Annotated in this window: 17 protein-coding genes; 6 read left to right on the forward strand and 11 right to left on the reverse strand. The window is 68.4% G+C overall.

Annotated elements, in window-relative coordinates:
* Nucleotides 1–77: 77 nt before the first annotated feature.
* From ACTHNC_RS15655 to ACTHNC_RS15675, 5 genes are all read left to right on the forward strand, one after another.
* On the forward strand, nucleotides 78–3,464 hold the full coding sequence (locus ACTHNC_RS15655; RefSeq protein ID WP_440295549.1) for an efflux RND transporter permease subunit: 3,387 nt from the start codon (nucleotides 78–80) through the stop codon (nucleotides 3,462–3,464).
* Nucleotides 3,465–3,636: 172 nt separating this feature from the next.
* Nucleotides 3,637–4,524, forward strand: a complete 888-nt coding sequence (locus ACTHNC_RS15660) for a helix-turn-helix transcriptional regulator (RefSeq protein WP_440295550.1) — start codon at nucleotides 3,637–3,639, stop codon at nucleotides 4,522–4,524.
* Nucleotides 4,525–5,056: 532 nt separating this feature from the next.
* A complete protein-coding gene (locus tag ACTHNC_RS15665; RefSeq protein ID WP_440295551.1) occupies nucleotides 5,057–6,523 on the forward strand; it encodes a purine-cytosine permease family protein in 1,467 nt (488 codons plus the stop codon).
* A complete protein-coding gene (locus ACTHNC_RS15670) occupies nucleotides 6,520–7,623 on the forward strand; it encodes a histidinol-phosphate transaminase (protein ID WP_440295552.1) in 1,104 nt (367 codons plus the stop codon). The genes ACTHNC_RS15665 and ACTHNC_RS15670 overlap by 4 nt, the downstream gene beginning before the upstream one ends.
* 378 nt (nucleotides 7,624–8,001) lie before the next feature.
* Nucleotides 8,002–10,206, forward strand: a complete 2,205-nt coding sequence (locus ACTHNC_RS15675) for a DEAD/DEAH box helicase (RefSeq protein ID WP_440295553.1) — start codon at nucleotides 8,002–8,004, stop codon at nucleotides 10,204–10,206.
* 153 nt (nucleotides 10,207–10,359) lie between these two features.
* Here ACTHNC_RS15675 and ACTHNC_RS15680 read toward each other — a convergent pair whose 3' ends face one another.
* The 8 genes from ACTHNC_RS15680 to ACTHNC_RS15715 form a co-directional block, all read right to left on the reverse strand.
* Nucleotides 10,360–10,791, reverse strand: coding sequence for a hypothetical protein (locus ACTHNC_RS15680; RefSeq protein WP_440295554.1), 432 nt, complete (start codon nucleotides 10,789–10,791; stop codon nucleotides 10,360–10,362).
* A 130-nt stretch (nucleotides 10,792–10,921) separates the two neighbouring features.
* Complete coding sequence (locus tag ACTHNC_RS15685; RefSeq protein WP_440295555.1) at nucleotides 10,922–11,740, reverse strand: ABC transporter permease; 819 nt, start codon at nucleotides 11,738–11,740, stop codon at nucleotides 10,922–10,924.
* Nucleotides 11,737–12,639, reverse strand: a complete 903-nt coding sequence (locus ACTHNC_RS15690; RefSeq protein ID WP_440295556.1) for an ABC transporter ATP-binding protein — start codon at nucleotides 12,637–12,639, stop codon at nucleotides 11,737–11,739. The genes ACTHNC_RS15685 and ACTHNC_RS15690 overlap by 4 nt, the downstream gene beginning before the upstream one ends.
* A gap of 133 nt (nucleotides 12,640–12,772) precedes the next feature.
* Nucleotides 12,773–13,441, reverse strand: coding sequence for a response regulator (locus ACTHNC_RS15695; protein ID WP_440295557.1), 669 nt, complete (start codon nucleotides 13,439–13,441; stop codon nucleotides 12,773–12,775).
* Entirely contained in the window at nucleotides 13,438–15,066 is a 1,629-nt protein-coding gene (locus ACTHNC_RS15700; protein ID WP_440295558.1) for an ATP-binding protein, read from the reverse strand. Before ACTHNC_RS15700 ends, ACTHNC_RS15695 begins: the two co-directional genes overlap by 4 nt.
* 116 nt (nucleotides 15,067–15,182) lie before the next feature.
* Nucleotides 15,183–16,277 (reverse strand): ABC transporter substrate-binding protein, encoded by a 1,095-nt coding sequence (locus ACTHNC_RS15705; protein WP_440295559.1) that lies wholly within the window; start codon nucleotides 16,275–16,277, stop codon nucleotides 15,183–15,185.
* A 60-nt stretch (nucleotides 16,278–16,337) separates the two neighbouring features.
* Nucleotides 16,338–17,222, reverse strand: a complete 885-nt coding sequence (locus tag ACTHNC_RS15710) for an ABC transporter permease (RefSeq protein WP_440295560.1) — start codon at nucleotides 17,220–17,222, stop codon at nucleotides 16,338–16,340.
* Nucleotides 17,219–18,073: an ABC transporter ATP-binding protein gene (locus ACTHNC_RS15715; RefSeq protein WP_440295561.1), complete on the reverse strand. Its 855-nt coding sequence runs from the start codon at nucleotides 18,071–18,073 to the stop codon at nucleotides 17,219–17,221. The genes ACTHNC_RS15710 and ACTHNC_RS15715 overlap by 4 nt, the downstream gene beginning before the upstream one ends.
* A 186-nt stretch (nucleotides 18,074–18,259) precedes the next feature.
* On the opposite strand from ACTHNC_RS15715, the gene ACTHNC_RS15720 reads away from it, so the two are divergent.
* Nucleotides 18,260–19,039, forward strand: coding sequence for a hypothetical protein (locus ACTHNC_RS15720; protein ID WP_440295562.1), 780 nt, complete (start codon nucleotides 18,260–18,262; stop codon nucleotides 19,037–19,039).
* 5 nt (nucleotides 19,040–19,044) lie between these two features.
* On the opposite strand, the gene ACTHNC_RS15725 is transcribed toward ACTHNC_RS15720, so the two are convergent.
* The 3 genes from ACTHNC_RS15725 to ACTHNC_RS15735 form a co-directional block, all read right to left on the reverse strand.
* Nucleotides 19,045–19,560: a MarR family winged helix-turn-helix transcriptional regulator gene (locus ACTHNC_RS15725; protein ID WP_440295563.1), complete on the reverse strand. Its 516-nt coding sequence runs from the start codon at nucleotides 19,558–19,560 to the stop codon at nucleotides 19,045–19,047.
* A gap of 9 nt (nucleotides 19,561–19,569) precedes the next feature.
* On the reverse strand, nucleotides 19,570–21,312 hold the full coding sequence (locus ACTHNC_RS15730) for an MFS transporter (protein ID WP_440295564.1): 1,743 nt from the start codon (nucleotides 21,310–21,312) through the stop codon (nucleotides 19,570–19,572).
* Between the two features lie 122 nt (nucleotides 21,313–21,434).
* Nucleotides 21,435–21,998 (reverse strand): SDR family oxidoreductase, encoded by a 564-nt coding sequence (locus ACTHNC_RS15735; protein ID WP_440295565.1) that lies wholly within the window; start codon nucleotides 21,996–21,998, stop codon nucleotides 21,435–21,437.
* Nucleotides 21,999–22,012 lie beyond the last annotated feature (14 nt).

The following is a 22,012-nucleotide window of genomic DNA, read 5'->3' on the forward strand; positions in this document are numbered from 1 at the left end:
TGCGATAATCGCCCGGTCGGCGGCGCTGCCGTGATTCGTCACTCACCCTGCTTCACACCAGACCTAAGGATCCGTACGTGCACTCCCTCGCCGTACTGAGCATGAAGAACCGTGCTCTCATCGGGCTCGCAACGCTCGTGGTCGTCGTGTTCGGTGTCATCGGGCTGTCGAACCTGAAGCAGGAGTTGACGCCCTCGATCGACTTTCCCGAGCTGGTCATCGTGACCAGCTACCCGGGGGCGTCGCCGCAGGTGGTCGAGAACGACGTGAGCACGCCGATCGAGTCCGCCATCCAGAACGTGCCGAACCTCGACAGCACCTCGGCGGTGAGCAGCACCAACCAGTCGCTCATCACGGCCAAGTTCACCTACGGCTCCGACCTCGACACGGCGGAGCAGAAGATCAATCAGGCCATCGGCAACATCTCGTCGCGGCTGCCGTCGAACGTCAAACCGCAGGTGTTCGCGGGCAGCATCTCCGACCTGCCGATCATCGAACTGGCGGTCACGAGCGACGAGAACGAGAAGCAGCTCGCCGCCGACATCAAGCGGCTCGTGCTGCCCGAGATCACGAAGATGGATGGCGTCGCCTCCGCTCAGCTGATCGGCGCCGTCGGGCAGCGGGTCACCATCACGCCCGATCCGGCGAAGCTCGCAGCCGCCGGCGCGAGCGTGCAGTCCATCCAGACCGCCCTGCAGCAGAGCGGTGTGCTGATCGGTGCGGGATCGATCACCGCGGACGGCAAGACGCTGTCGGTGCAAGCCGGGTCCACTCTGTCGTCGGTCGACCAGATCGCGGCGCTGCCGCTCGTGTCCACGGGGTCGGCGGCGACCTCCGGACCATCCGCGGCGGACTCCGCGGCAGGCTCCGCCGGTGCTGCGTCGGCAGCCCAGAAGCAGGCGGCAGCGCAGGCGGCCCAGGCCCCGGCGGTGCACACCATCGGCGAAGTCGCCACGGTCGCCATCACAGACGACCCCACCTCCTCGATCTCGCGCGTGAACGGCAAGCCGGCGCTCACCATCGCCGTCACGAAGACGCCCACCGCGAACACGGTCGAGGTGTCGAGCGAGGTGAAGAAGCAGACGTCGACCTTCGAGAGCGCGCTCGGCCACAACGCCAAGTTCACGTCCGTGTTCGATCAGGCGCCGTTCATCCAGCAGTCCATCGACTCGCTCGCCGAGGAGGGCGCCCTAGGTCTGCTGTTCGCCGTGGTGATCATCCTGATCTTCCTGCTCTCGCTCAGGTCGACGATCGTCACGTTCATCTCGATCCCGACCTCCGTGCTCATCACGTTCATCTGCATGTGGGCAGGCGGGTACACGCTGAACATCATCACGCTCGGTGGCCTCACGATCGCGATCGGGCGCGTGGTGGATGACTCCATCGTCGTGATCGACAACATCAAGCGGCACATGGTGCCGGGCGTCGACCGGGCGAAGGCGATCGTCGCCGCCGTTCGCGAGGTGGCCGGCGCCGTGACGGCCTCGACTCTCACGACGGTCGCCGTGTTCCTGCCGATCGCGTTCGTCGGCGACGTGACGGGGGAGCTGTTCCGGCCGTTCGCGGTGACGGTGACGATCGCCCTGCTCTCTTCGCTGCTCGTCGCGCTCACGATCGTTCCCGTGCTCGCATACTGGTGGGTGCGTCCGCCCAGTGCTGCCAGGCTTCAGAGACGTGCCGACAAGGGGGCGGCGAAGGCGCAGCGCAAGGCCGCGAAGAAGGGCGTCGAGCTCACGCCGGAACAGCAGGCCGAGTTCGCGGCCGATGACGAGGCGAGCCACCTGTCGATCGCGGAGGCGGTGGCGAGCGGACACGACGAGCTCGAGCATCCGTCGCGCCTGCAGCGCGGATACCTGCCGATCATCAACTTCACGCTCAAGCACTCGGCGGTGACGATCATCATCGCGGTGCTCGTGCTGGGCGGCACGCTCGCGCTCGCGCCGTTGATGAAGACCAACTTCCTCGGCTCCAGCGGGCAGAACACGCTCACGGTGACGCAGTCGTTCAAGGCGGGCACGAGTCTGCAGGCGGAGGACGACGCCGCCACGGTGGTGGAGAAGAAGCTGATGGCCACCGACGGGGTCAAAACCGTTCAGCTCTCCGTTGGCACGTCGGGCAGCGCACTGGCGGATGCCTTCGGCGGCGGGGGTGCGAACAGCGCAACGTTCTCGATCACCACCGACCCGAACGCCGACCAGGACGCCCTGCAGACCACGGTGCAGAACGAGCTGAAGAACCTGGATGTCCCGGGAGACCTGCGGGTGTCCGCCAGCGCCGGCTTCGGCGGTTCGAGCAACCTCGAGATCGACGTCTCGGCGTCGAACCAGAACGACCTTCGCAAGGCAACCGACTCCGTCGTGAGCCAGCTGAACAAGCTGAGCTCGGTGAACCAGGTGACGAGCAACCTCGCCTCAACGCTGCCGTACATCGCCGTGACCGTGAACCGAACGACGGCCGCCGAGTACGGCCTCAGCGAAGTGGCCGTGGGAACCCAGGTCTCGCAGGCCATGCAGCCGACGCAGGCCGGCACGGTCTCGATCGACAACACCTCGCTCACCATCTACATCGCGGACAAGAACCAGCCGATGACGGTCGACGAGCTGAAGGCGCTGCCCATCCAGACCCCGCGCGGACCGCAGCCGCTGTCGACGCTGGCCGACGTGCACGACGCGAAGGGACCGGCCACCGTCACCACGCAGAAGGGCCTGCAGACCGCGACCGTCACCGCCAACCCGGTCGGCGACGACCTCACCAGCGCGAACACGCAGGTGGTGCAGGCGCTGAAGAAGGCGGACCTGCCGAGCGGTGCATCCGCGACCATCGGCGGCGTGACCGCGAACCAGGGCAGCGCATTCTCGCAGCTGGGGCTCGCGATGCTGGCGGCCATCCTGATCGTCTACGTCATCATGGTCGCCACGTTCAAGTCGCTGCGTCAGCCGCTTCTGCTGCTCGTCTCGATCCCGTTCGCGGCGACCGGCGCCATCGGCCTCCAGATCGTCTCCGGTGTGCCGCTGGGCGTGGCATCCCTCATCGGCATGCTGATGCTGATCGGCATCGTGGTGACGAACGCCATCGTGCTCATCGACCTGGTGAACCAGTACCGCAACAGGGGGCTCTCTGTTCCCGACGCGGTGCGGCACGGCGCCTCCCGCCGTCTGCGGCCGATCCTGATGACGGCGCTCGCGACGATCTTCGCGCTGCTGCCGATGGCGCTCGGCGTGACCGGGCGCGGCGGGTTCATCTCGCAACCGCTCGCGATCATCGTGATCGGCGGCCTGGTCTCGTCCACGCTGCTCACACTCGTCGTGCTGCCCACGCTGTACAACCTCGTGGAGGGCGCCCGCGATCGGCGTCGTGCGCGCCGAGCGGCGAAGCGCGGCGCGGCGGATGCCGGTGGCGGCGAGTCGCCTGCCGCGCCCGACGCAGCACCGGAGCCGCCGAGCGAGCTGCAGCCCGCCCGGTAGCGCATCCTTTTCTCGTTCAAGTCGCAGTTTCTGTCGTATCGGTGCCCGGGAAACGACAGAAACTGCGACCTGAATCGGATGGGGTGGTGGCTGGGTGGGGACAACCGTCGGCCAGTAACCGGGTACTGACGGGTCCTCCCTCGACGGGACGGCGCCGGGTAGCGTCGGATGCATGGACAACCGCAGCGAGGTGCGCGAGTTCCTCACCAGCAGGCGGGGCAGGATCACCCCGGCCGAGGCCGGCCTGCCCGTGTACGGCGGCAATCGCCGAGTGAGCGGACTGCGCAGAGAAGAGGTCGCGCTGCTGGCCGGCGTGAGCGTCGACTACTACACCCGCCTCGAGCGCGGCGACCTGGCAGGAGCATCCGACGGAGTACTCGACGCGCTCGCCCGTGCGCTGCAGCTCGACGAGGCCGAGACGGCGCACCTGTTCGACCTGGCGAAGGCCGCGAACGAGTCGCCGGTCATCCGCTCGCCACGGCGCCGTGCTTCCGGTGCGCTACGGCCGAGCATCCAGCGCGTCCTCGACGCGATCACCGGAGCGCCCGCCATCGTCAGGAACAACCACTTCGACTATGTGGGCGCCAACCGGCTCGGGCGAGCGCTCTACTCGCCGGTGTTCGGGCATCCGTCTCCGAACAGTGCGAGGTTCACGTTCCTCGACCCGGCCGCGCAGGAGTTCTACGTGGACTGGGAGGTGGTCAGCGAGGACCTCGTCGCCACCATGCGCGGCGAAGCGGGACGCAACCCGTACGACAAGCGGTTCTCCGATCTCGTGGGAGAGCTGTCCACTCAATCGGACCGGTTCCGCACGCTCTGGGGTGCGCACAACGTGCGCTACCACCGAACGGGCGTGAAGCGCCTGCACCACCCGGTGGTCGGCGACCTCGAGCTGACCTACGAGGCACTCGAGCTGCCCGCGGACGCCGGGCTGACCATCTCGACGTACACGGCCGAACCAGGGTCGCCGTCGGCCGACGCGCTCGTGCTGCTTGCCAGTTGGGCGGCGACCGCCGAGCTGCCTGCACCGCACCAGGAGTCAGCGCCCGCCGGGTCGTGAGGCCGCGCCCACTGTGTGACCGCGGGACAGCGCCGTGGCTCGCCCGCCGCCACTGTTCGTAACTCCTGCAGGGTGTAACACACGACGGTCGGCCGCCGCGGCGCGCCGCGCGACGGGAAGCGACCGCGCAACCTTCTGCAGGAGTTACGGACACGGGTCGACGCTCACCGCGCGCGGCGTTCCCCGTGACCGGCTTCACCGGATGAAGAGAATGGGCGCATGACGGCAGAGCCGTCGCGCACACCGGGGCCGTCGCCCACACCGGAGCGGTCGCGCACACCGGAGCAGTCGCGCGCGCCAGAGCCGTCGCGCACGTCTCGGCCCTCGGGGGCGGCCGGGCGCATCAGCCGTGGCCGAGCGGGCGACAACTGCCGCGGTCCCTCCGCAGACCGCCGCATGACGTCCGGTATACCGGACGTCGATATCCGGATCGGCCCGATGACGCGGTATCCCACCGTCGTAGGGTTGCCGAACACCAAGGCCATCAGCGTTGCGGGGCACCCGAGCACCGTGCGCAGCACAGGAGTCGACGATGACACAGCAGAACGCGAGCGCGGCAGCACCCGTGATCGAACGCAGGACCATCGACATGGTCCCCGACAGCGAGCGCTACGGCAGCCCGCGTAACCAGTTCACGCTCTGGTTCGGTGCCAACATGCAGATCTCGACGATCGTGACCGGCGCGCTCGCGGTCATCCTCGGCGCCAACGGGCTCTCCGCGATCATCGGTCTCGCCGTCGGCAACGTGCTCGGCGGAATCTTCATGGCCCTGCACTCCGCTCAGGGCCCGCGCCTCGGCCTGCCGCAGATGATCTCCAGCCGCGTGCAGTTCGGCGTGCGCGGCGCAGCCCTGCCGCTCGTGCTCGTGATCGTCATGTACCTCGGATTCGCCTCGACCAGCGGCGTGCTCGCCGGCCAGGCCGTGAACCTGATGATCGGCGTGAACGCGCCCGTCGTCGGCATCCTGATCTTCGGCGTCCTGACCGCCGTGATCGCCATCTTCGGCTACCGGTGGATCCACGCGCTCGGCCGCATCGCGACCGTCGTCGGCTTCGTCGTTTTCGCGTACCTGATCATCGCTCTCCTGGTGAACTACGACGTGGGCACCAAGTTCCTCGCCACGCCCTTCGGCTGGGTGTCGTTCATCACCGCGGTCACTCTCTCCGCCGGCTGGCAGATGACGTACGCGCCGTACGTCGCCGACTACTCGCGCTACCTGCCTCGCTCCACGACCGTCGCATCCACGTTCTGGGCGACCTTCTCCGGCAGCGTCATCGGCACGCAGATCGCGATGACCTTCGGTGTGCTCATCGCCCTCGTCGGAGGGGATGCCTTCCTCGCCAACCAGGTCGGCTTCCTCGGCAAGCTCGCCGGCTTCGGCGTCGCGGCGTTCATCGCCTACCTCACCGTGCTGGTCGGCAAGCTCACCGTCAACTGCCTGAACGCGTACGGCGGATTCATGACGATCCTGACCACCGTCACCGGGTTCAACAACGCCCGCACCATCTCGCAACGGGTGCGTTCGCTGATCATCGTGGCGTTCGTCGCGGTGAGCATGATCATCGCGATCGCCGCCAGCGCGGACTTCCTGAACTTCTTCAAGAACTTCGTGCTCCTGCTGCTCGCCGTGTTCATCCCGTGGAGCATCATCAACCTGACGGACTACTACTTCATCTCGCGTGAGAAGGTGGACATCCCCGCGCTCTACACGCCCAAGGGAAGGTACGGCTCGGTCAACCTCGTGGCGATCGTGAGCTACGTGGTGGGCATCCTGATCCAGATTCCGTTCCTCTCGCAGACGCTCTACACCGGGCCGATCGCCAAGGCGATGGGCGGGCTCGACATCTCCTGGGTCGTGGCCATGGTCGTCACGTTCGCGATCTACTACCCGTGGGCCAAGCGCACGCTGAAGCATCCGGACCGGATGATCTACCCCGACGACGCCGTCGAGGATGCCACGGAGCCGGAGGGCGACGCGGTCGCCGAGCGCACGGCGTGAGCACCGTCTGCACGGCTCCTCGTCCCCGGCCGGAGCTCGAGCGACTTCCGGTGTACCGGGCGGGGCGACCGCCAGCGGATGTCCCTGGGCTCGTCGGTCACAAGCTCTCATCGAACGAGAACCCGTTCGGACCGCTGCCTGAGGTGGCGGCGGCCGTGCGGGATGCGTTCGCGTTGAACCGGTACCCGGATGCCACGGCCGCGCCGCTGCGGGAGGCGCTCGCCGACGTGCTGAGCGCGCCGCTGGATGGCATCGTCGCGGGCGCCGGCAGCCTCGACGTGCTGAACAAGATCCTCGCGGCCTTCGCCGGACGCCGGGCGGGCGGCACCCCAGACGAGGTGATCTTCGCGTGGCGCTCGTTCGAGTCGTATCCGATCTCGGTGGGTCTGTCGGGCGCGAAGTCCGTCCCCGTGCCGTTGACTCCGGAGGGCAGGCACGACCTGGATGCCTTCCTCGCCGCCATCACGGATCGCACGCGGGTGATCATCCTCTGCACCCCGAACAACCCGACGGGACCGGCGCTCAGCGGCACGGAGCTCGACGCCTTCCTCGAACGGGTGCCTGCAGACATCCTGGTCGTGATCGACGAGGCGTATGTCGAGTTCGTGCGTGAACCGGATGCGGTGGATGCCCTCGCCACGGTGCGCGACCGGCCGAACGCGGTCGCTCTGCGCACGTTCTCGAAGGCGCAGGGGCTGGCCGACCTGCGAGTGGGGTACGCGGTGGGGCATCCGGATGTCATCGCCAGCGTGCAGCGCGGAGCCGTCCCGTTCGCGGTCTCCACTGTCGGACAGGCGGCGGCGATCGCGTCGTTGAACGCGATGCCCCGGGTTCTGGAGCGCGTCGAGGCGATCGTCGTCGAGCGGGAGCGCGTCGTCGCGGAGCTGCGGTCACGCGGCTGGGTGATTCCGGATGCGCAGGGCAACTTCTTCTGGCTCCCGCTCGGTGAGCAGGCCGAAGCGTTCGCCGATGCGGCGCTCGACGCCGCCCTGTCGGTTCGGGCGTTCCCGGGTGACGGCGTGCGCATCAGCATCGGCTCGCCGGAGGCGAACGACCGCGTGCTCGACCTCTGCGGCCACTGGGCCGGCGCGGCGGCGTGACCGGCCCGGCGGGCTGTAATTCTCCGTTCAAGTCGCACTTTTCGTCGCCATCGCCGCGCGGAAGCGACATAAAGTGCGACCTGAACGAGAACTTCTTCGCGGCCAGGCCGCCCAGCTGGCTGCCAGCCGGCATCCGGTATAGTCGTTCGGTCGGCTCTGGACACCGCGCACTCGCGCGGATGGGTTTGTAAGTCCTGCGGGCCGGTTCCGCCTGGTGCGAAGAGCACCTCTCGCGTCGATGCACGCCGCGGCGGATGGCCCTGTATGGAACGGTCCTCACCGAGGCGGTGATCTCTGCCGCCCGAGGTTCTGCAAGGACGCGACGACCTGTCGCGGGTTCTGCCCTGCACACTCGAGAACAACCCAGAAGAATCCTTGATGCCCAAGAACAAGAAGCCCGCCGGTCGTCCGAACTTCGACCCGAGCTACGGCGCCAAGAAGTCGGGCGGCCACAAGCCGTTCGGCGCGAAGCCCGGCTCGAAGCCGGGCAGCCGCAGCGCCGGTCACCGCGGCTACCGTCCGGACGAGACGGATGCCCCGAAGAAGCGTCGCTGGACCGCCGACGAGCGTGCCGCTCGCGGTCACGCTGCTGAGCGTCCGCGTGGCGCGAGCGACGCCTCGCGCTCCCGGGACGAGCACTCGCGCGACACGTACTCGCGTGCGGACCGCGGAGACACAACCTACCGTCGCGACGAGCGGCCCGCGCGACAGGACCGCTTCCGCGACGATCGTCGCTCCTTCGGCGACGAGCGTTCGCGTCGTGACGCGGAGCGCTCGCGTCGTTTCGATGGCGACCGTCCCGGCCGCCCTTTCGATGGCGACCGTCCCGCTCGTCGTTTCGAGGGCGATCGTCCGGCTCGTCGTTACAACGACGAAGAACGCTCCAATCGCCGCTTCGACGGGGAGCGTGCGGCTCGCGGCTACAGCGATGACGGCCGCCTCGCACGTCGTCACGACGACGACGGCCGCCTCGCACGCCGCTACAGCGACGACCGCCCGGCCCGCCGCTTCGACGACGACCAGCCGCGTCGCCGCTCCTTCGATGACGGCCGTCGCTCCGACGACCGTCCGCGTCGTCGTTTCGATGACGACCGCCCGCGCCGTTCCTTCGACGGGGACCGACCCCGCCGTCGTTTCGACGATGACCGTCCCCGTCGTTCCTTCGACGACGACCATCCGGCACGCCGATTCGACGACGACCGTCCGCGTCGCTCGTTCGACGACCGTGGCGACCGCCGCCCGGCCCGCCGCGACGACGCTCCTCGCGAGCGCCGCGCTTCCGACTTCTATCCGAAGCGCGACGACCGCGCCCCGCACACGCCGGCCGACGATGTCGTGCTCGAGAGGCTCCAGGCCGAGGCGATCGAGGCATCCGACGTCGAGGGTGTGACGTTCGGCGACCTCGGGCTCGGCGGCAACATCGTGCGTGCGCTCGCCGAGCTCGGTGCGGAGAGCCCGTTCCCGATCCAGGCGGCCACGATCCCCGAGGTGCTCACCGGGCGTGACGTGCTCGGCCGCGGCCGCACCGGAAGCGGCAAGACCATCGCCTTCGGCGCACCGCTCGTGGAGCGCCTGATGCAGCTTTGGGCCGAATCGGGTCGTGCCAGCGGCAAGCGCACCATGGGCCGTTCGCCGCGCGCGCTGATCATGGCGCCCACGCGCGAGCTCGCGCTGCAGATCGACCGCACGGTGCAGCCGATCGCCCGCAGCGTCGGCCTCTTCACCACGCAGATCTACGGCGGCGTCCCCCAGGCGCGCCAGGTCGGTGCGCTGCGCCGCGGCGTCGACATCGTGATCGGCACCCCCGGCCGCATCGAGGACCTCATCGAGCAGGGCCACCTCGACCTCAGCGAGGTCGTCATCACCGTGCTCGACGAAGCCGACCACATGTGCGACCTGGGCTTCCTCGAGCCGGTGCAGCGGATCATCCGTCGCACTGCAGAAGGCGGCCAGAAGCTGCTGTTCTCCGCCACCCTCGACACGGGCGTGGCGTCGCTCGTCGACGAGTTCCTCGTCGACCCCGCCGTGCACGAGGTGGCAGGTGAGGACCAGGCGTCCGGCACCATCGACCACCGCGTGTTCGTCATCGAGCACCGGGAGAAGGGCGCGATCGTCGAGCAGCTCGCCGACCGCGACGGCAAGACGCTGATCTTCGCCCGCACCCGCGCATTCGCCGAGCAGCTGGCCGACCAGCTCGACGACGCCGGCATCCCCGCCGTGTCGCTGCACGGCGACCTGAGCCAGTCGCGGCGCCAGCGCAACCTCGACAAGCTGTCGAACGGCCGCGTCTCGGTGCTGGTGGCGACGGATGTCGCGGCGCGCGGCATCCACGTCGACGACATCGATCTGGTGATCCAGGCGGATGCCCCCGACGAGTACAAGACGTACCTGCACCGCTCGGGGCGCACCGGCCGCGCTGGAAAGCCTGGCACCGTCGTGACGCTGATCCCGCGCCAGCGCCGCCGTCGCATGACGGAGCTGCTCGGCCGGGCCGAGATCGAGGCGGCGTTCGAGGATGTCGCGGCAGGTGACGCCCGCATCAGCGACGTCGTCGTCGGCGCAGCTGACGCTCCGGTCGCCTGACGCGCCTCGCCGATCGGTTCATAACTCCTGCAGCTGTGGTCGGCTGTTCGGCGCCGGGCCCGCGTCTTCGAGCCCGGCGAGCCCCGGCCTACGGTTTTGCAGGAGTTATGAACGTGAGGGCCATGAGGCCTCGAGTCGCCTACGGCCGCGGCGTCACTGGACGGTGGATGCTCGCTGCCGGAGCAGCGCGCCCGCGCCGATTCCGACGTAGAGGGCAGCAGCCACGACGAATCCGACCGACATGAGGAAAGACAACCAGCCGCTGCCCGTCATCATCGTCCCGACGCCGGCCAGGAACGTGAGGATGATCACGATGAACGCCCACAGCGCCGAGCGCACGCCCGCTCGTTCCGCCCGGGCAGCCATCCAGACGCGCACCGACACGACGATGAGGCCGATGCCCACGAGCGCGTGCAGCCCGAGGACGATGCCGGCGACCGCGGCCCCGGCGCCGGAGTTCTCTTCGGGACTGCCGATGAGGTTGGCGGCCATGCCGAGCAGGAATTGCAGCCCCAGCGCGTAGAGCGCCTCGCGGGATCGGCGGGTCAGCTTCTCCGTGCTGCTTCTCTGCGTTTGTGTTGACATCGGCGTCTCCTCTCGGCCGATCCGTTCGGCTCGCACACGCCATTCTCATCGCGCTCGGTGCCGGCTGTCATGAGGCGGCGGGAGTATCGCCGGGTACTCTCCGCGGAGTAGATCGGCCCGTGTCGCCGGCTCAGGTCACGTCGCGACGCCAGGTGAACAGCCAGCCGAGCACGGTGAACAGCACCGCGTACCCGACCAGCACGAGGCCGCCCGGCCACCAGTCGAGGATGGCGGAGCCGGGCGTGGAGACCGTGAAGAAGCTCGCGCCCACGAGGCCGTCGCTCGCGGTGCCCGGCAGGAACTTCGTGACGGAGCCGGCGGCATCCGAGAAGCTGCCTGCGAGGCGCAGCAGCGGCTCAAGGAACTGGGTGAACGCGAGGATGATCACGATGACGGCGGCCTGATTCGGCACCAGCACGCCGAGCCCCACGCCGATCACGGCCCAGAGCGCCATCGCGATCAACGCCCGGCCGAAGAGCGCCCAGGTGTCGCTGTCGCCCAGCTGTGTGTCGACGCCGGTGGCGGCGAGCGCGATGCCGCCACCGCCCACCGAGGCGACGAGCGCGATCACTCCGTACACCGCGCCCATCACGAGCGAGGTGACCGACTTGGCGCCGAGCACGCGGCCGCGGTGCGGGTTCGCGAGGAACGTCGGCGTCAGCGTCTGATGGCGGAACTCGCCCGTCGTGGCGAGGGCGCCGAGCAGCACGGGGAAGACGTACCCGACGGAACTGGCGAAGCTGTAGATCAGCGGTGCGAGGTGGCCGAAGTTGGGCGTCCGACCGTTCGCGGTGTGCAGATGACCGGTTGAGAGCGCCGCGAACAGGGTGCCGAGGCCGCCGGAGATCAGGGCGACGTAGCCGAAGAGCACGATCGCGAGCACCCACCACATGCGCGTGGTCAGGAGCTTCGTGAATTCGGACTGGATGCCCGCGAAGAAGTCGTTCACAGCGAGTCCCCCTCACCGACGAGCGAGAGGAAGACATCCTCGAGGCCCGATCGCTGACGCTGAAGCGTGCTCAGCTCGACGCCCGCGGTGAAGGCGATGTGGCCGATCTGCGCCGCCTCGACGCCGCGCACCACGAGCCCGCTGCGCACCACCTCGTACTCGAGACCCGCCGCGCCCAGCGCCCGTGAGAGCGCGTCGCGGTCGGGGGAGTCGACCAGTACCGAGACGTGGTCGCCGGCCTCGAGGCTCTCCAACGTGCCGCGGTGCACGAGCTCACCCTTGGCGATGATCACGACCTCGTCGACGCTCTGCTGCACCTCGCTGAGCAGGTGCGACGAGACCAGAACGGTGCGGCCCTGCGTGGCCAGTTCGCGCAGGAACAGCCTGATCCACTTGATGCCCTCAGGGTCGAGGCCGTTGATCGGCTCGTCGAGCACGAGCACGCCGGGATCCCCGAGCAGAGTGAACGCGAGGCCGAGGCGTTGGCGCATCCCCATCGAGTAGCCGCCGACGCGACGGTCCGCGTACTCCGTCAGTCCCACCAGCTTCAGCACCTCGGCCACGCGGCCGCGGTCGATGCGAGCCGCCTGCGCGTACAGCAGCAGGTGGTTGCGGGCCGTTCGGCCGGGGTGGAAGCTCGCGGCCTCGAGGGCGGCCCCGACGGTCGTGAGCGGCGAGGGAAGATCGTGATAACGCACACCGTCGAACGTGGCCGTGCCGCTCGTGGGCGCAACGAGCCCGAGCAGCATGCGCAACGTCGTCGTCTTGCCTGCGCCGTTCGGACCGAGGAAGCCGGTGACCCGGCCGGGCTCGACGGTGAAGCTCAGGTCCCTCACCGCGGTGACGTTCCCGAATCGTTTGGTGATGCCGTCGATCTGGATCGGGATGCCGGTGGACATCGAAGACCCCTTTCGCCGCGCCGAGTGAACCGGGAAGCACCAATGGTGAACCTACCGGTCTAGGGCCCGCGTGTCGAGAGAGCGGGGCAGACTCAGCGCGGCAGGCCCAGCGGGCCGGCCCAGCCCGGTGCCCTCAGCGCCTAGGGCGGTACGTGTTCGTCGGCCGGCCCGTTGAGCCGTACTCCAGGTGCAGCTCGATCAGGCCGCGCCGCTCCAGCTCGCTCAGGTAGCGCTGCGCGGTGGGGCGGCTCATCCCGAGCGCGTCCGCCACGGCCGCAGCACCGATCGGCTCGGCGGACTCTCGCACGGTCGTGAGCACCTTGTGCATCGACGGCGGAAGCTTGCCGCGAAGGACATCCGGTCGCAACGTGCGCTGCATGCCGAACAGCTCGTCGATGGATGCCTGATCAGCGGTGCCCTCGGCAGCCGTCTGTTCCCGCCATGCCCGGTAGGCCTCCAGCTCCCTGGCGAACTGGTCGAAGCCGAACGGCTTGACCAGGTAGTAGAACGCGCCGCCGCGCATCGCGGAGCGCACGGTCTCGAGGTCCCGGGCGGCCGTGATCAGGATGCAGTCCGGCGGCGCATCCATGCTGTGCAGCGACTTGAGCAGCGAGATGCCGCTCTCGTCGGGCAGGTACACGTCGAGCAGCAGAAGGTCGGGTTCGAGCTGCTCGATCGCCTCCCGCGCCTGGGCTGCGGTGTACGCCTCGCCGACGCACTCGAAGCCCTGCACCCTGGCGACGCGTTCGGCGTGGATGTGCGCCACCCGGAAGTCGTCGTCGACGACCAGGGTTCTGATCATGCCGTCACCTCGCTTTCGGCCGGACGTGTCGTCTTCGGTGTCGGAACGGGCAGGTGCACCTCGAAGTGACCTCCAGGACCCGGATGCACCGTGATCGATCCTCCCAGCCGCCGTACCATGCGGCTGATCAGCGCGAGCCCGAGGCCGCGCCGCTTGCCGGAGCGCGACCGCTTCGTGGAGTAGCCGTCGCGGAGCACGTCGTGGATGCGGGCATCCGGCACGCCTGGTCCGCTGTCGGTCACGTCGATCACGAGCTCGTCGTGCTGCACGATGCGCACAGTCACCGAGCGTTCGCCCGGCAGCTCGTCGACCGCGTCGAAAGCGTTGTCGACCAGGTTGCCCACGATCGTGAGCAGCACCTCGGGGCCGACCGCCGGATCCTCCAGCCGGGAGTCGGGCGTCACGGCGAGCCTGATGCCGCGCTCGACGGCGACGGCCGACTTCGCGGTGAGCAGCGCCACGAGCTCGGCCGGTGCGATCCGCGACCGCAGGTCGTCGTCGACCGACGACGGTGTGTGCGAGATCTGCGCGAGATAGTGGTTCGCCTGGTCGTACTCGCCGAGCTCGATGAGGCCGGCGATCACGTGCAGCCGGTTCGCGTACTCATGCTCCTGCGCACGCAGCGCCTGGCTCAAGCCGCCGATCGCCTGGATCTCTCGGATCAGCGCCTCGGCCTCCGTGCGGTCCCGCAGCGTGACCACGGCACCGATGTCGCGGCCGGCGAGCGCCACGGGCATCCGATTCACCACGAGCAGCGCGTCGTCGGTGAGGATGTTGCTGTCGGATGCCGGCAGCGCGCCCGTCAGCAGATCGCGCAGCCGTCCCGGCGGCAGGATGTCGTCCAGCCGTCGCCCCAGGGCCTCGCCTTCCAGCCCCAGCAGACGGCGCGCCTCCCCGTTCAGAACGGTGACTCGGCCGGACGCGTCGAATCCGATCATCCCCTCCCGGATACCGTGCAGCATGGCCTCGCGCTCCTGCAGTAAGGCCGCGATCGAGGCGGGCTCGAGGCCGAACGTAACCCGCTTGATACGGCGGGCGAGAATGAGTGAACCGACGGCGCCGACCGCGAGTGCGAGCAGCGAGTATCCGGCGATCAGCGCGATGTCACGCGCGTTGTCGGCCGACTCCTCGGTCTCGAGGATGCCCACGGACACCTGCCCGATCACCTTGTGCGCCGAGTCGAAGATGGGCGCCTTGCCGTTCGCCGACCGGCCGAGGCTGCCCGGGTCGATGCCGACGTGAGTGCGGCCGTCGAGAACGGCCACGGGCTCCTCGAGCTTCTGCCCGATGAGCGCCGGGTTCGGATGCGAGAACCGCACGCCGTTGCGATCGGTCACGACGACGTAGCTGGCGCCGGTCGCCTTGCGCACCTGCTCGGCCAACGTGCGGATGCTGTGCTGCGGGTCGCCCTTCGCCACGTCGTCGATGATCTGCGGCATCTGCGCCACCGAGGAGGCGACGGCCAGCGATCGCTGCTGGTACTGCTCGTCGACGGTTGCGCTGCTGATCTGCGCGTACACGATCGCGCCGATCGCGCTGGTGACGATGAGGATGCACAGCACCCAGACCAGGATCTGGGTGGCGAGCGGCCATGATCGCCAAGGCATCCGTGTCGTCGTCGACATAGCCGCTATTTTCCTGGTTCCGTTTGGGAAGTGACTGGTCGTGGGTGAAAGGCTGCCGCGAGCGAGCAAAGCGGGCCGAGAGGTGCCCTCCCTCGGCCCGCAGTGCTCCAGTTACCTCAGCCGTTCGCTCCGGCGGGGGTCGTCGTGGTCTTGAAGCCCTCCAGTTTGTTGGCGGCCTCGGCGTACTTGTTCGTGAACGTGTCGGCGTACGTGATCTTCGAGGTGTCGACGCCGAGCGTCTTCTCCATGTTGAAGATCACCTTGGGACCACCGGCCGGCATGATGCCGTCCGGCAGGAACTGGCCCTTGTCGGTGGTCAGTCCGGCGATGTACTGCTGCTTGGTGATCGTCGCGTTCTGCACGAAGTCCGACGGCAGCTTGTTCGCGATGTCGGCGGCCGAGTGGCTGCTGATCCAGTGCATCGTGGCCACGAGTGCGTCGACCACCTTCTGGGCGGCATCCTGGTGCGACTTCACCCAATCGGCACGGGCGAGCAGACCCGCTGCCGGCCATGCCCCGCGGAGCGCCTTCTGGGCGCCCTTCGTGGTGGCCAGGTCGACCGCCGTGGTCGCGAGGTTCTTGGACTCGAGCGCACCGACGGTCGGCTGCGTCGTCATGACACAGTCGGCGGAGCCGCGCTGGATGGCCGCGATCGCGGTCGAGCCGGCCCCCACCGCGAGCGTGTGGTAGTCCGTCTTGGAGATGCCGTGCTGCGATGCCAGGAACTGGGTCAGCTCATCCGTTCCCGATCCGAGGTCGGTGACGCCGAGCGTCTTGCCCTTGAAGTCGGCCGCCGAGTGCACGCCGCTCTTCGTTCCGCACATCTCGCGTTCGCCAGGAGCGCCGGAGAGCTGAACGAGATTGATGACGTCCTTGCCCTTGGCCTGGAAGTCGACGGTGTGGATGTACCACGCGCCCGCCATGTCCACCTGGCCGGATGCCATGGCATCCTCGGCGCCGACGCCGCCGTTCTGCTCGGTGGACAGCTCGACGTTCACTCCGTACTTCTTGTAGAAGCCGAGGTTCTGCGCCAGCTGGTACGGCAGGTAGATCTGCTTGTCGATGCCGCCGACCATGAGCTTCACGGTGGGGACGGACTTTGCTGCAGGGCTGGAACCGCCCGATCCGCTGTTTCCGTTGCTGCTGCAGGCGGCGAGGCCGAGCGCCAATGCTCCGGCCGCAGCCACTGCCAACACCTTGCGTGCGTGCATGTGAGTGCTTTCCTTTCGTCGTGGCCGATTCCGGCCGAGGTGGTGCGAGGGTGGGGGAGTTCAGATGGCCTGCTGCGTCTCTGAACGGTTCGGGGGCCGCCAGCGCAGCAGCACGCGTTCGAGCTGCGTGATGAGGTACTCGGCCACGAGGGTGACGACGGCGATGATCGCCATGCAGGCGAACACCGTGTCCGGATCGAAGTTGCCCGACGCCTGCGTGATGATCAGGCCCATGCCCTTCTGGGCGCCGAGCACCTCGGCGACGAGCGCACCAATGATCGCGAAGCCGAACGCGGTGTGCAGGCTCGCGATGATCCACGTCATGGCCGACGGGATCGTCACGTGACGCGCGACCTGCAACGGTGAGGCGCCGAGTACACGAACGTTCGCGACCAGGTTCTGGTCGACCTCACGCACGCCCTGGAAGGCGTTGAAGAAGACCACGAAGAACACCAGCACCGCGGCGAGCAGCACCTTGGGGAACATCCCGAGTCCGAATGCGACCACGAAGATCGCGCCGAGCAGGATGCGGGGGATCGAGTTCACGACCTTGATGTACGGTCCGAAGACCGAGGCGAGGTACCGGTTCGAGCCGAGCACGATTCCGAAGAGGACGCCCGCGGCCGTACCGAGCAGGAAGCCGAGGAGCGCCTCCTGCACGGTGATCCAGAGGTTCTCCCAGATCGAACCGAACGCCGTGCCCTGCGTGAAGAGCTTGACGAGGCTGTTCCAGATTCCCGATGGCTGCCCGTAGAAGAACTTGTCGACCCAGCCGAGCTGCGTGCACAGTTGCCAGCCGCCGATGACGAAGACGAGGAGTGCCGCCCGGCCGATCCAGACCCACATGGTGCGCCTGCTGCGCGCACGTCGGGCGGATGCCTGCAGGGCCACCTCGTCCGGAGGGATCACGTAGTAGCCGGCGTGCTGGGCTGTTGTGGCGCTCATGCCGCGACCCCCGTCGTCTGCTCGTATGCCCTGGTGACCTCTTCTTTGAGTGACTCCCATATCCGCCCCTGGATCTCCAAAAAGCGCTGCTCGTGCCTGATCTCCTGCACGTCGCCGCGAGGCCGGGGCAGGTCGACCTGGAAGACGTCCTTCACGGTGCCCGGGCTGCTGGTCATGATCACGACCTTGTCGGCGAGCGCAACGGCCTCGTCCAGGTCGTGGGTGATGAAGAGAACGGATGGCCGCAACTGCTCCCACAGCTGCAGCAGCTCCGTCTGCATGATCGCCTTGGTCTGCACGTCGAGCGCTCCGAAGGGCTCGTCCATGAGCAGGATGCGCGGGTTGTTGATCAGCGCGGCCGCCATGGCGACGCGCTTGCGCATTCCGCCGGAGAGCTGGTGCGGGTACCGGTCCTCGAAGCCGGCCAGTCCGACCCGGCGCAGCCAGTCCAGCGCGAGCGCTGTTGCCTCGGCCTTCGGGGTGCCGAGCAGGGTCGGTCCGATCATCACGTTGCCGAGCACGGTCTTCCACGGGAAGAGCGAGTCGGCCTGGAACATGTAGCTGACGCCGTTCGTGATGCCGTCGACCAGCTTGTCGCCGACGCGGACACCGCCTGCGCTGGGCTTCTCGAGCCCGGAGACCTGTGCCAGCGTCGTGGACTTGCCGCATCCCGTCGGTCCCACGATGGCGCAGAACTCGCCGGGCTCGACGGTCAGCGTGACGTCGCGGATGGCGGTGAAGGGCTCGCCCTTCGGGGTGAGGAACCGTTTGGTCAGTCCCTGGATCTCGATGCGTGCCGCGTCTTCGGTTGCGATCGGAGCGCGGTCGCGGCGAGGAGTGCGTTCACTCATCAGTCCAGACCTCTCTGTCTTTTAGGTGATGGACCATGGTGTGCGAACTCAAGTGAGCTTGTCTCGCTTGTGCGCCATAGCCGTCGATTAACGCGTTTCGCACCGTTTTGCGCGTTCTGCTCACCAGCGCGTGGTGCGCCTCGTCAACCCCTGGAATCCGGCTCGCCGGCGAGCGAGCGTGCCATCATGACTGACACATCGAACTCGCAAGGCAGCGATCTGCCCACGCCGCCCGGGCACGTCGATCCGGGAAGCAGCGACCCGCAGGATCCGGTGCAGCCCGGCGGTCCGGTTCCGCCCGGCGCGCCCTCAGGCCCTGGCGGGCCGACCGAGCCGGACATCACGCCGGATCAGCCGAACCAGCCGGGCGGTCCGGGTGTCCCATCCCCCGAACCGAACCCGCCGTCGCCATCAGAGCCGACGATCCCCACACCCACCGAGTCGACCGTGCCGAGCCCGGCCGAGCCAATGCCGGGCGCGCCGGATGCCCCGAACCCGGGCGTACCCGACCTCACTGGCGCTGGGTCGGCGGCCTCCGCTTCGAGCGACTCGTCGCTGGGCAGCCCCGTGGCCGACAGCAACGCGGCCGAGGTGCTCAATGTGCCTGGCACGGCCGACATGCCGGCGAACAGCTCGTCGTCGGCGCATCCCGACCAGCCCGACCAGCGGGAGGACGGCTCAGAACAGCGGGAGGATGACTCGGGTGGCGAGGGTTCTGAGCGCTTCGTGCGTGGCGATGCATCCGGCTCAGAGCCGAACCTCGGCTCGCTCGCGGAAGACGTGGCGCACCCGTTCGACCAGACCAACGGCATCCTCGACCAGCTGGAGGGCGACGCCGACGACCCCGAGCGGGTTCAGGAGCGGCTCGGTGACCCGAAGGCTTTCGGCGACGCGTTCTCCGGTTCGGCCGAGGAGGGCGTCGACTACAGCCGCGAGGAGGTCATCGAAGACGACGAGGAGCCCTAGGGCGTTCACTCGGCGCGATCGGCCTCGGCTCCCGGCGGCAGCGGCACGTGCACCGCGACGATCTCGAGCGCGTCGAGTGCGGCCACCACGGTGGCCAGTTCATCGTCGTCGAGTCCGGCCAGGAGCACCGAGATGCGCTTGGCCCGCTCGGCGCGGGCGGCCCGCACGGCCGCCTGGCCGGCGTTCGTTGCGCTCACCAGCGATGAACGCCCATCGGCGGGGTCGGGCTCCCGCTCTATGAGGCCGCGCGACTCCAGTTCGGCGACGACCCTGGTGGCGCTCGGCGCCGCGACCGACTCGATGCGGGCGAGGTCGCCGGGGCGCAGCGGTCCCTTGCGCACGATGCTCGACAGTGCGGACAGCTGCGCCTGGGTCAGTCCCTCGCCGACGGCGCGGATGCGCCGGTTGATGCGCCCCACCACGACGGCCAGGCGCGCCGCCGTCTCCGCACGGTCGGCGCCGGCCGGTGACGCGCCGCCGGGGGTGGCATCGCGACGTTCCTGGTGCAGTGGGGCGGGCATCCGTCGATCCTAGGCCGTCTGCTTGTCGGGAAGACGCGTCGGCGTGGTGTCGACGTGCACGTACTTCTTGCCCCGGCTGAACGAGGCGACCGCGCCGATCAAGGACATGATCGCGGCGGCGATGAACACGACGACGAGCCCGTCGTGGAACGAGCCCTGGATGAGCTGCGGGAAGAACTCCTTGCCGGTGAGCACCGCGGCGTCCGCCTTCGGCAGCTTGTCGAGCACACCCGTCGGGCCGAGCAGGCTCTGGATCGGGTTGTAGCCGAGAAACGCGGCGAATACGCTGCCCACCGGCGGCAGCTCGGAGATCTTCTGCGCGGCAGCGGCAGGCACACCGTGCGAGGTGAGGCCGTTGTACAGCGCCGAAGGCAGCGACGCGGCGAGGCCGGAGATGAGCAGCGAGAAGAACAGCCCGATCGACAGTGACGTTCCGGCGTTCTGCACGGTGCCCGCCATGCCGGATGCCGCGCCTCGCTGATTCGCGGGAACGCTGTTCATGATCGCGGTGCGGTTCGGTGCACCGAACATGCCGGATCCGATGCCGGAGAGTCCCGTGATGATCGCGAACTGCCAGTACTCGAAGTTCACCGGGATGACGAGCAGCAGCACGAAGGTGGCAGCCACGATGAGGAGTCCGACGGTGGCGAACATCCGCGCTCCGAACCGGTCGGAGAGCACGCCGGAGAGCGGCCCGGCGATGAGGAAGCCGATCGTGATCGGCAGCATGTAGATGCCGGCCCAGAGCGGGGTGTCCGCGTAGTTGAAGCCGTGCAGCGGCAGCCAGATGCCCTGCAGCCAGATGATGAGCATGAACTGCAGGCCCCCTCGGCCGACGGAGGCCAGCAGCCCGGCGAGGTTCGCCATCGCGAACGCGCGAATGCGGAACAGCCGCATGTTGAACATCGGGGCATGCGAGCGCAGCTCGATGAACGCGAACACGACGAGCAGCACGATCCCGGCGACGATGCCGCCGATCACCCACGGGTTGCCCCATCCGGTGGAGCTGTCGCCGTAGGGCTGGATGCCGTACGTGATGGCCGTGAGCAGCGCGGCGAGGCCGACCGCGAACGTGATGTTGCCGGGCCAGTCCAGCTTGCCGGGGTTCTTCGTGCCCACCTCCTTCAGGGAGATGTACGACCAGATGGTGCCGATCACGCCGATCGGAACGCTCACGAAGAACACGGCGCGCCAGTCGATGACGGCGAGCAGGCCGCCGACGATGAGGCCGATGAAGCTTCCCGCGATCGCGGCGACCTGGTTGATGCCGAGCGCCATTCCGCGCCGGTTCGCGGGAAAGGCATCCGTCAGGATCGCCGTCGAGTTCGCGAACAGCATGGCACCGCCGATGCCCTGCACGAACCGCCACACGATCAGCCACATCGCGCCCGCGCCGTTCGTGAACGGATCGAACGCGAGCGCGATCGACCCCACCGTGAAGACCACGAAGCCGAGGTTGTAGATGCGCACCCGGCCGTACATGTCGCCGAGGCGGCCGAACGTGACGACCAGCACGGCGGTCACGAGCATGTAGCCCATGAGCATCCAGAGCAGGTAGCTCACGTTGCCCGCCTCGAGCGGGTTGAGCTGGATGCCCTTGAAGATGGCGGGCAGCGAGATGATCACGATCGACGAGTTGATCGTGGCCATGAGCATGCCCAGCGTGGTGTTGCTGAGGGTGACCCACTTGTAGTGCGGGTGCTCCTTCGTGAACAGGGCTCGTGATGGCGGCGGTGTGGTGGCGGGTGTCACAGAACTCCAGGAACGGCTCGGCAGGGGTGCGCGATCCGGCACGCCCGAAAGTAGTTGCTTGTTGTGAAACAACTATAGTCGCGCGCGGCCGAAGTTGGACCGCTGTCGAACGATTCTTTGGACTACGCGCCTGGGCGAACGCGGATGTCGGTGAGATCGGCGTCCCGAGGCAGGTCGAGCGCGGTGAGCACGGCCGTCACCACGGACTCCGGACGTATCCACTCCGCCTCGTCGTACTCCGCGCCCTCCTGCTCGTGCACCTTCTGCTGCATCGGAGTCGCGGTGCGGCCGGGGAACACGCTCGTCACCCGCACGCCGCTGCCGCGCTCCTCGGCACGCAGGGCATCCGCGAGTGCGCGCAGTCCGAACTTGCTCGCCGCGTAGGCGCTCCAGCTCGGCGACGCGTTGAGCCCGGCGCCCGAGTTCACGAACACGACCCGTCCGCGAGTGGCGCGCAGTGCGGGCAGAGCGAGCCGGGTCAGCTCGGCAGGCGCAGCGAGGTTCACGTCGAGCGTGCGTCGCCACACCTCGGCGGGCAGCTCCGACACGGGACCGAGGTCGACCACCCCTGCGACGTGCAGCACGGAGTCGAGTGTTGGGGGGGGGCGATAACCCACGGAAAACCCCCCCCCCACCCCAAAAAAAAACGACGGCCCCCACCCCCACCCCGCCGCCACAAACACCACACAATTTTCGGTGG

This window comes from Humibacter sp. (assembly GCF_051954055.1).
GTDB lineage: Bacteria > Actinomycetota > Actinomycetes > Actinomycetales > Microbacteriaceae > Humibacter.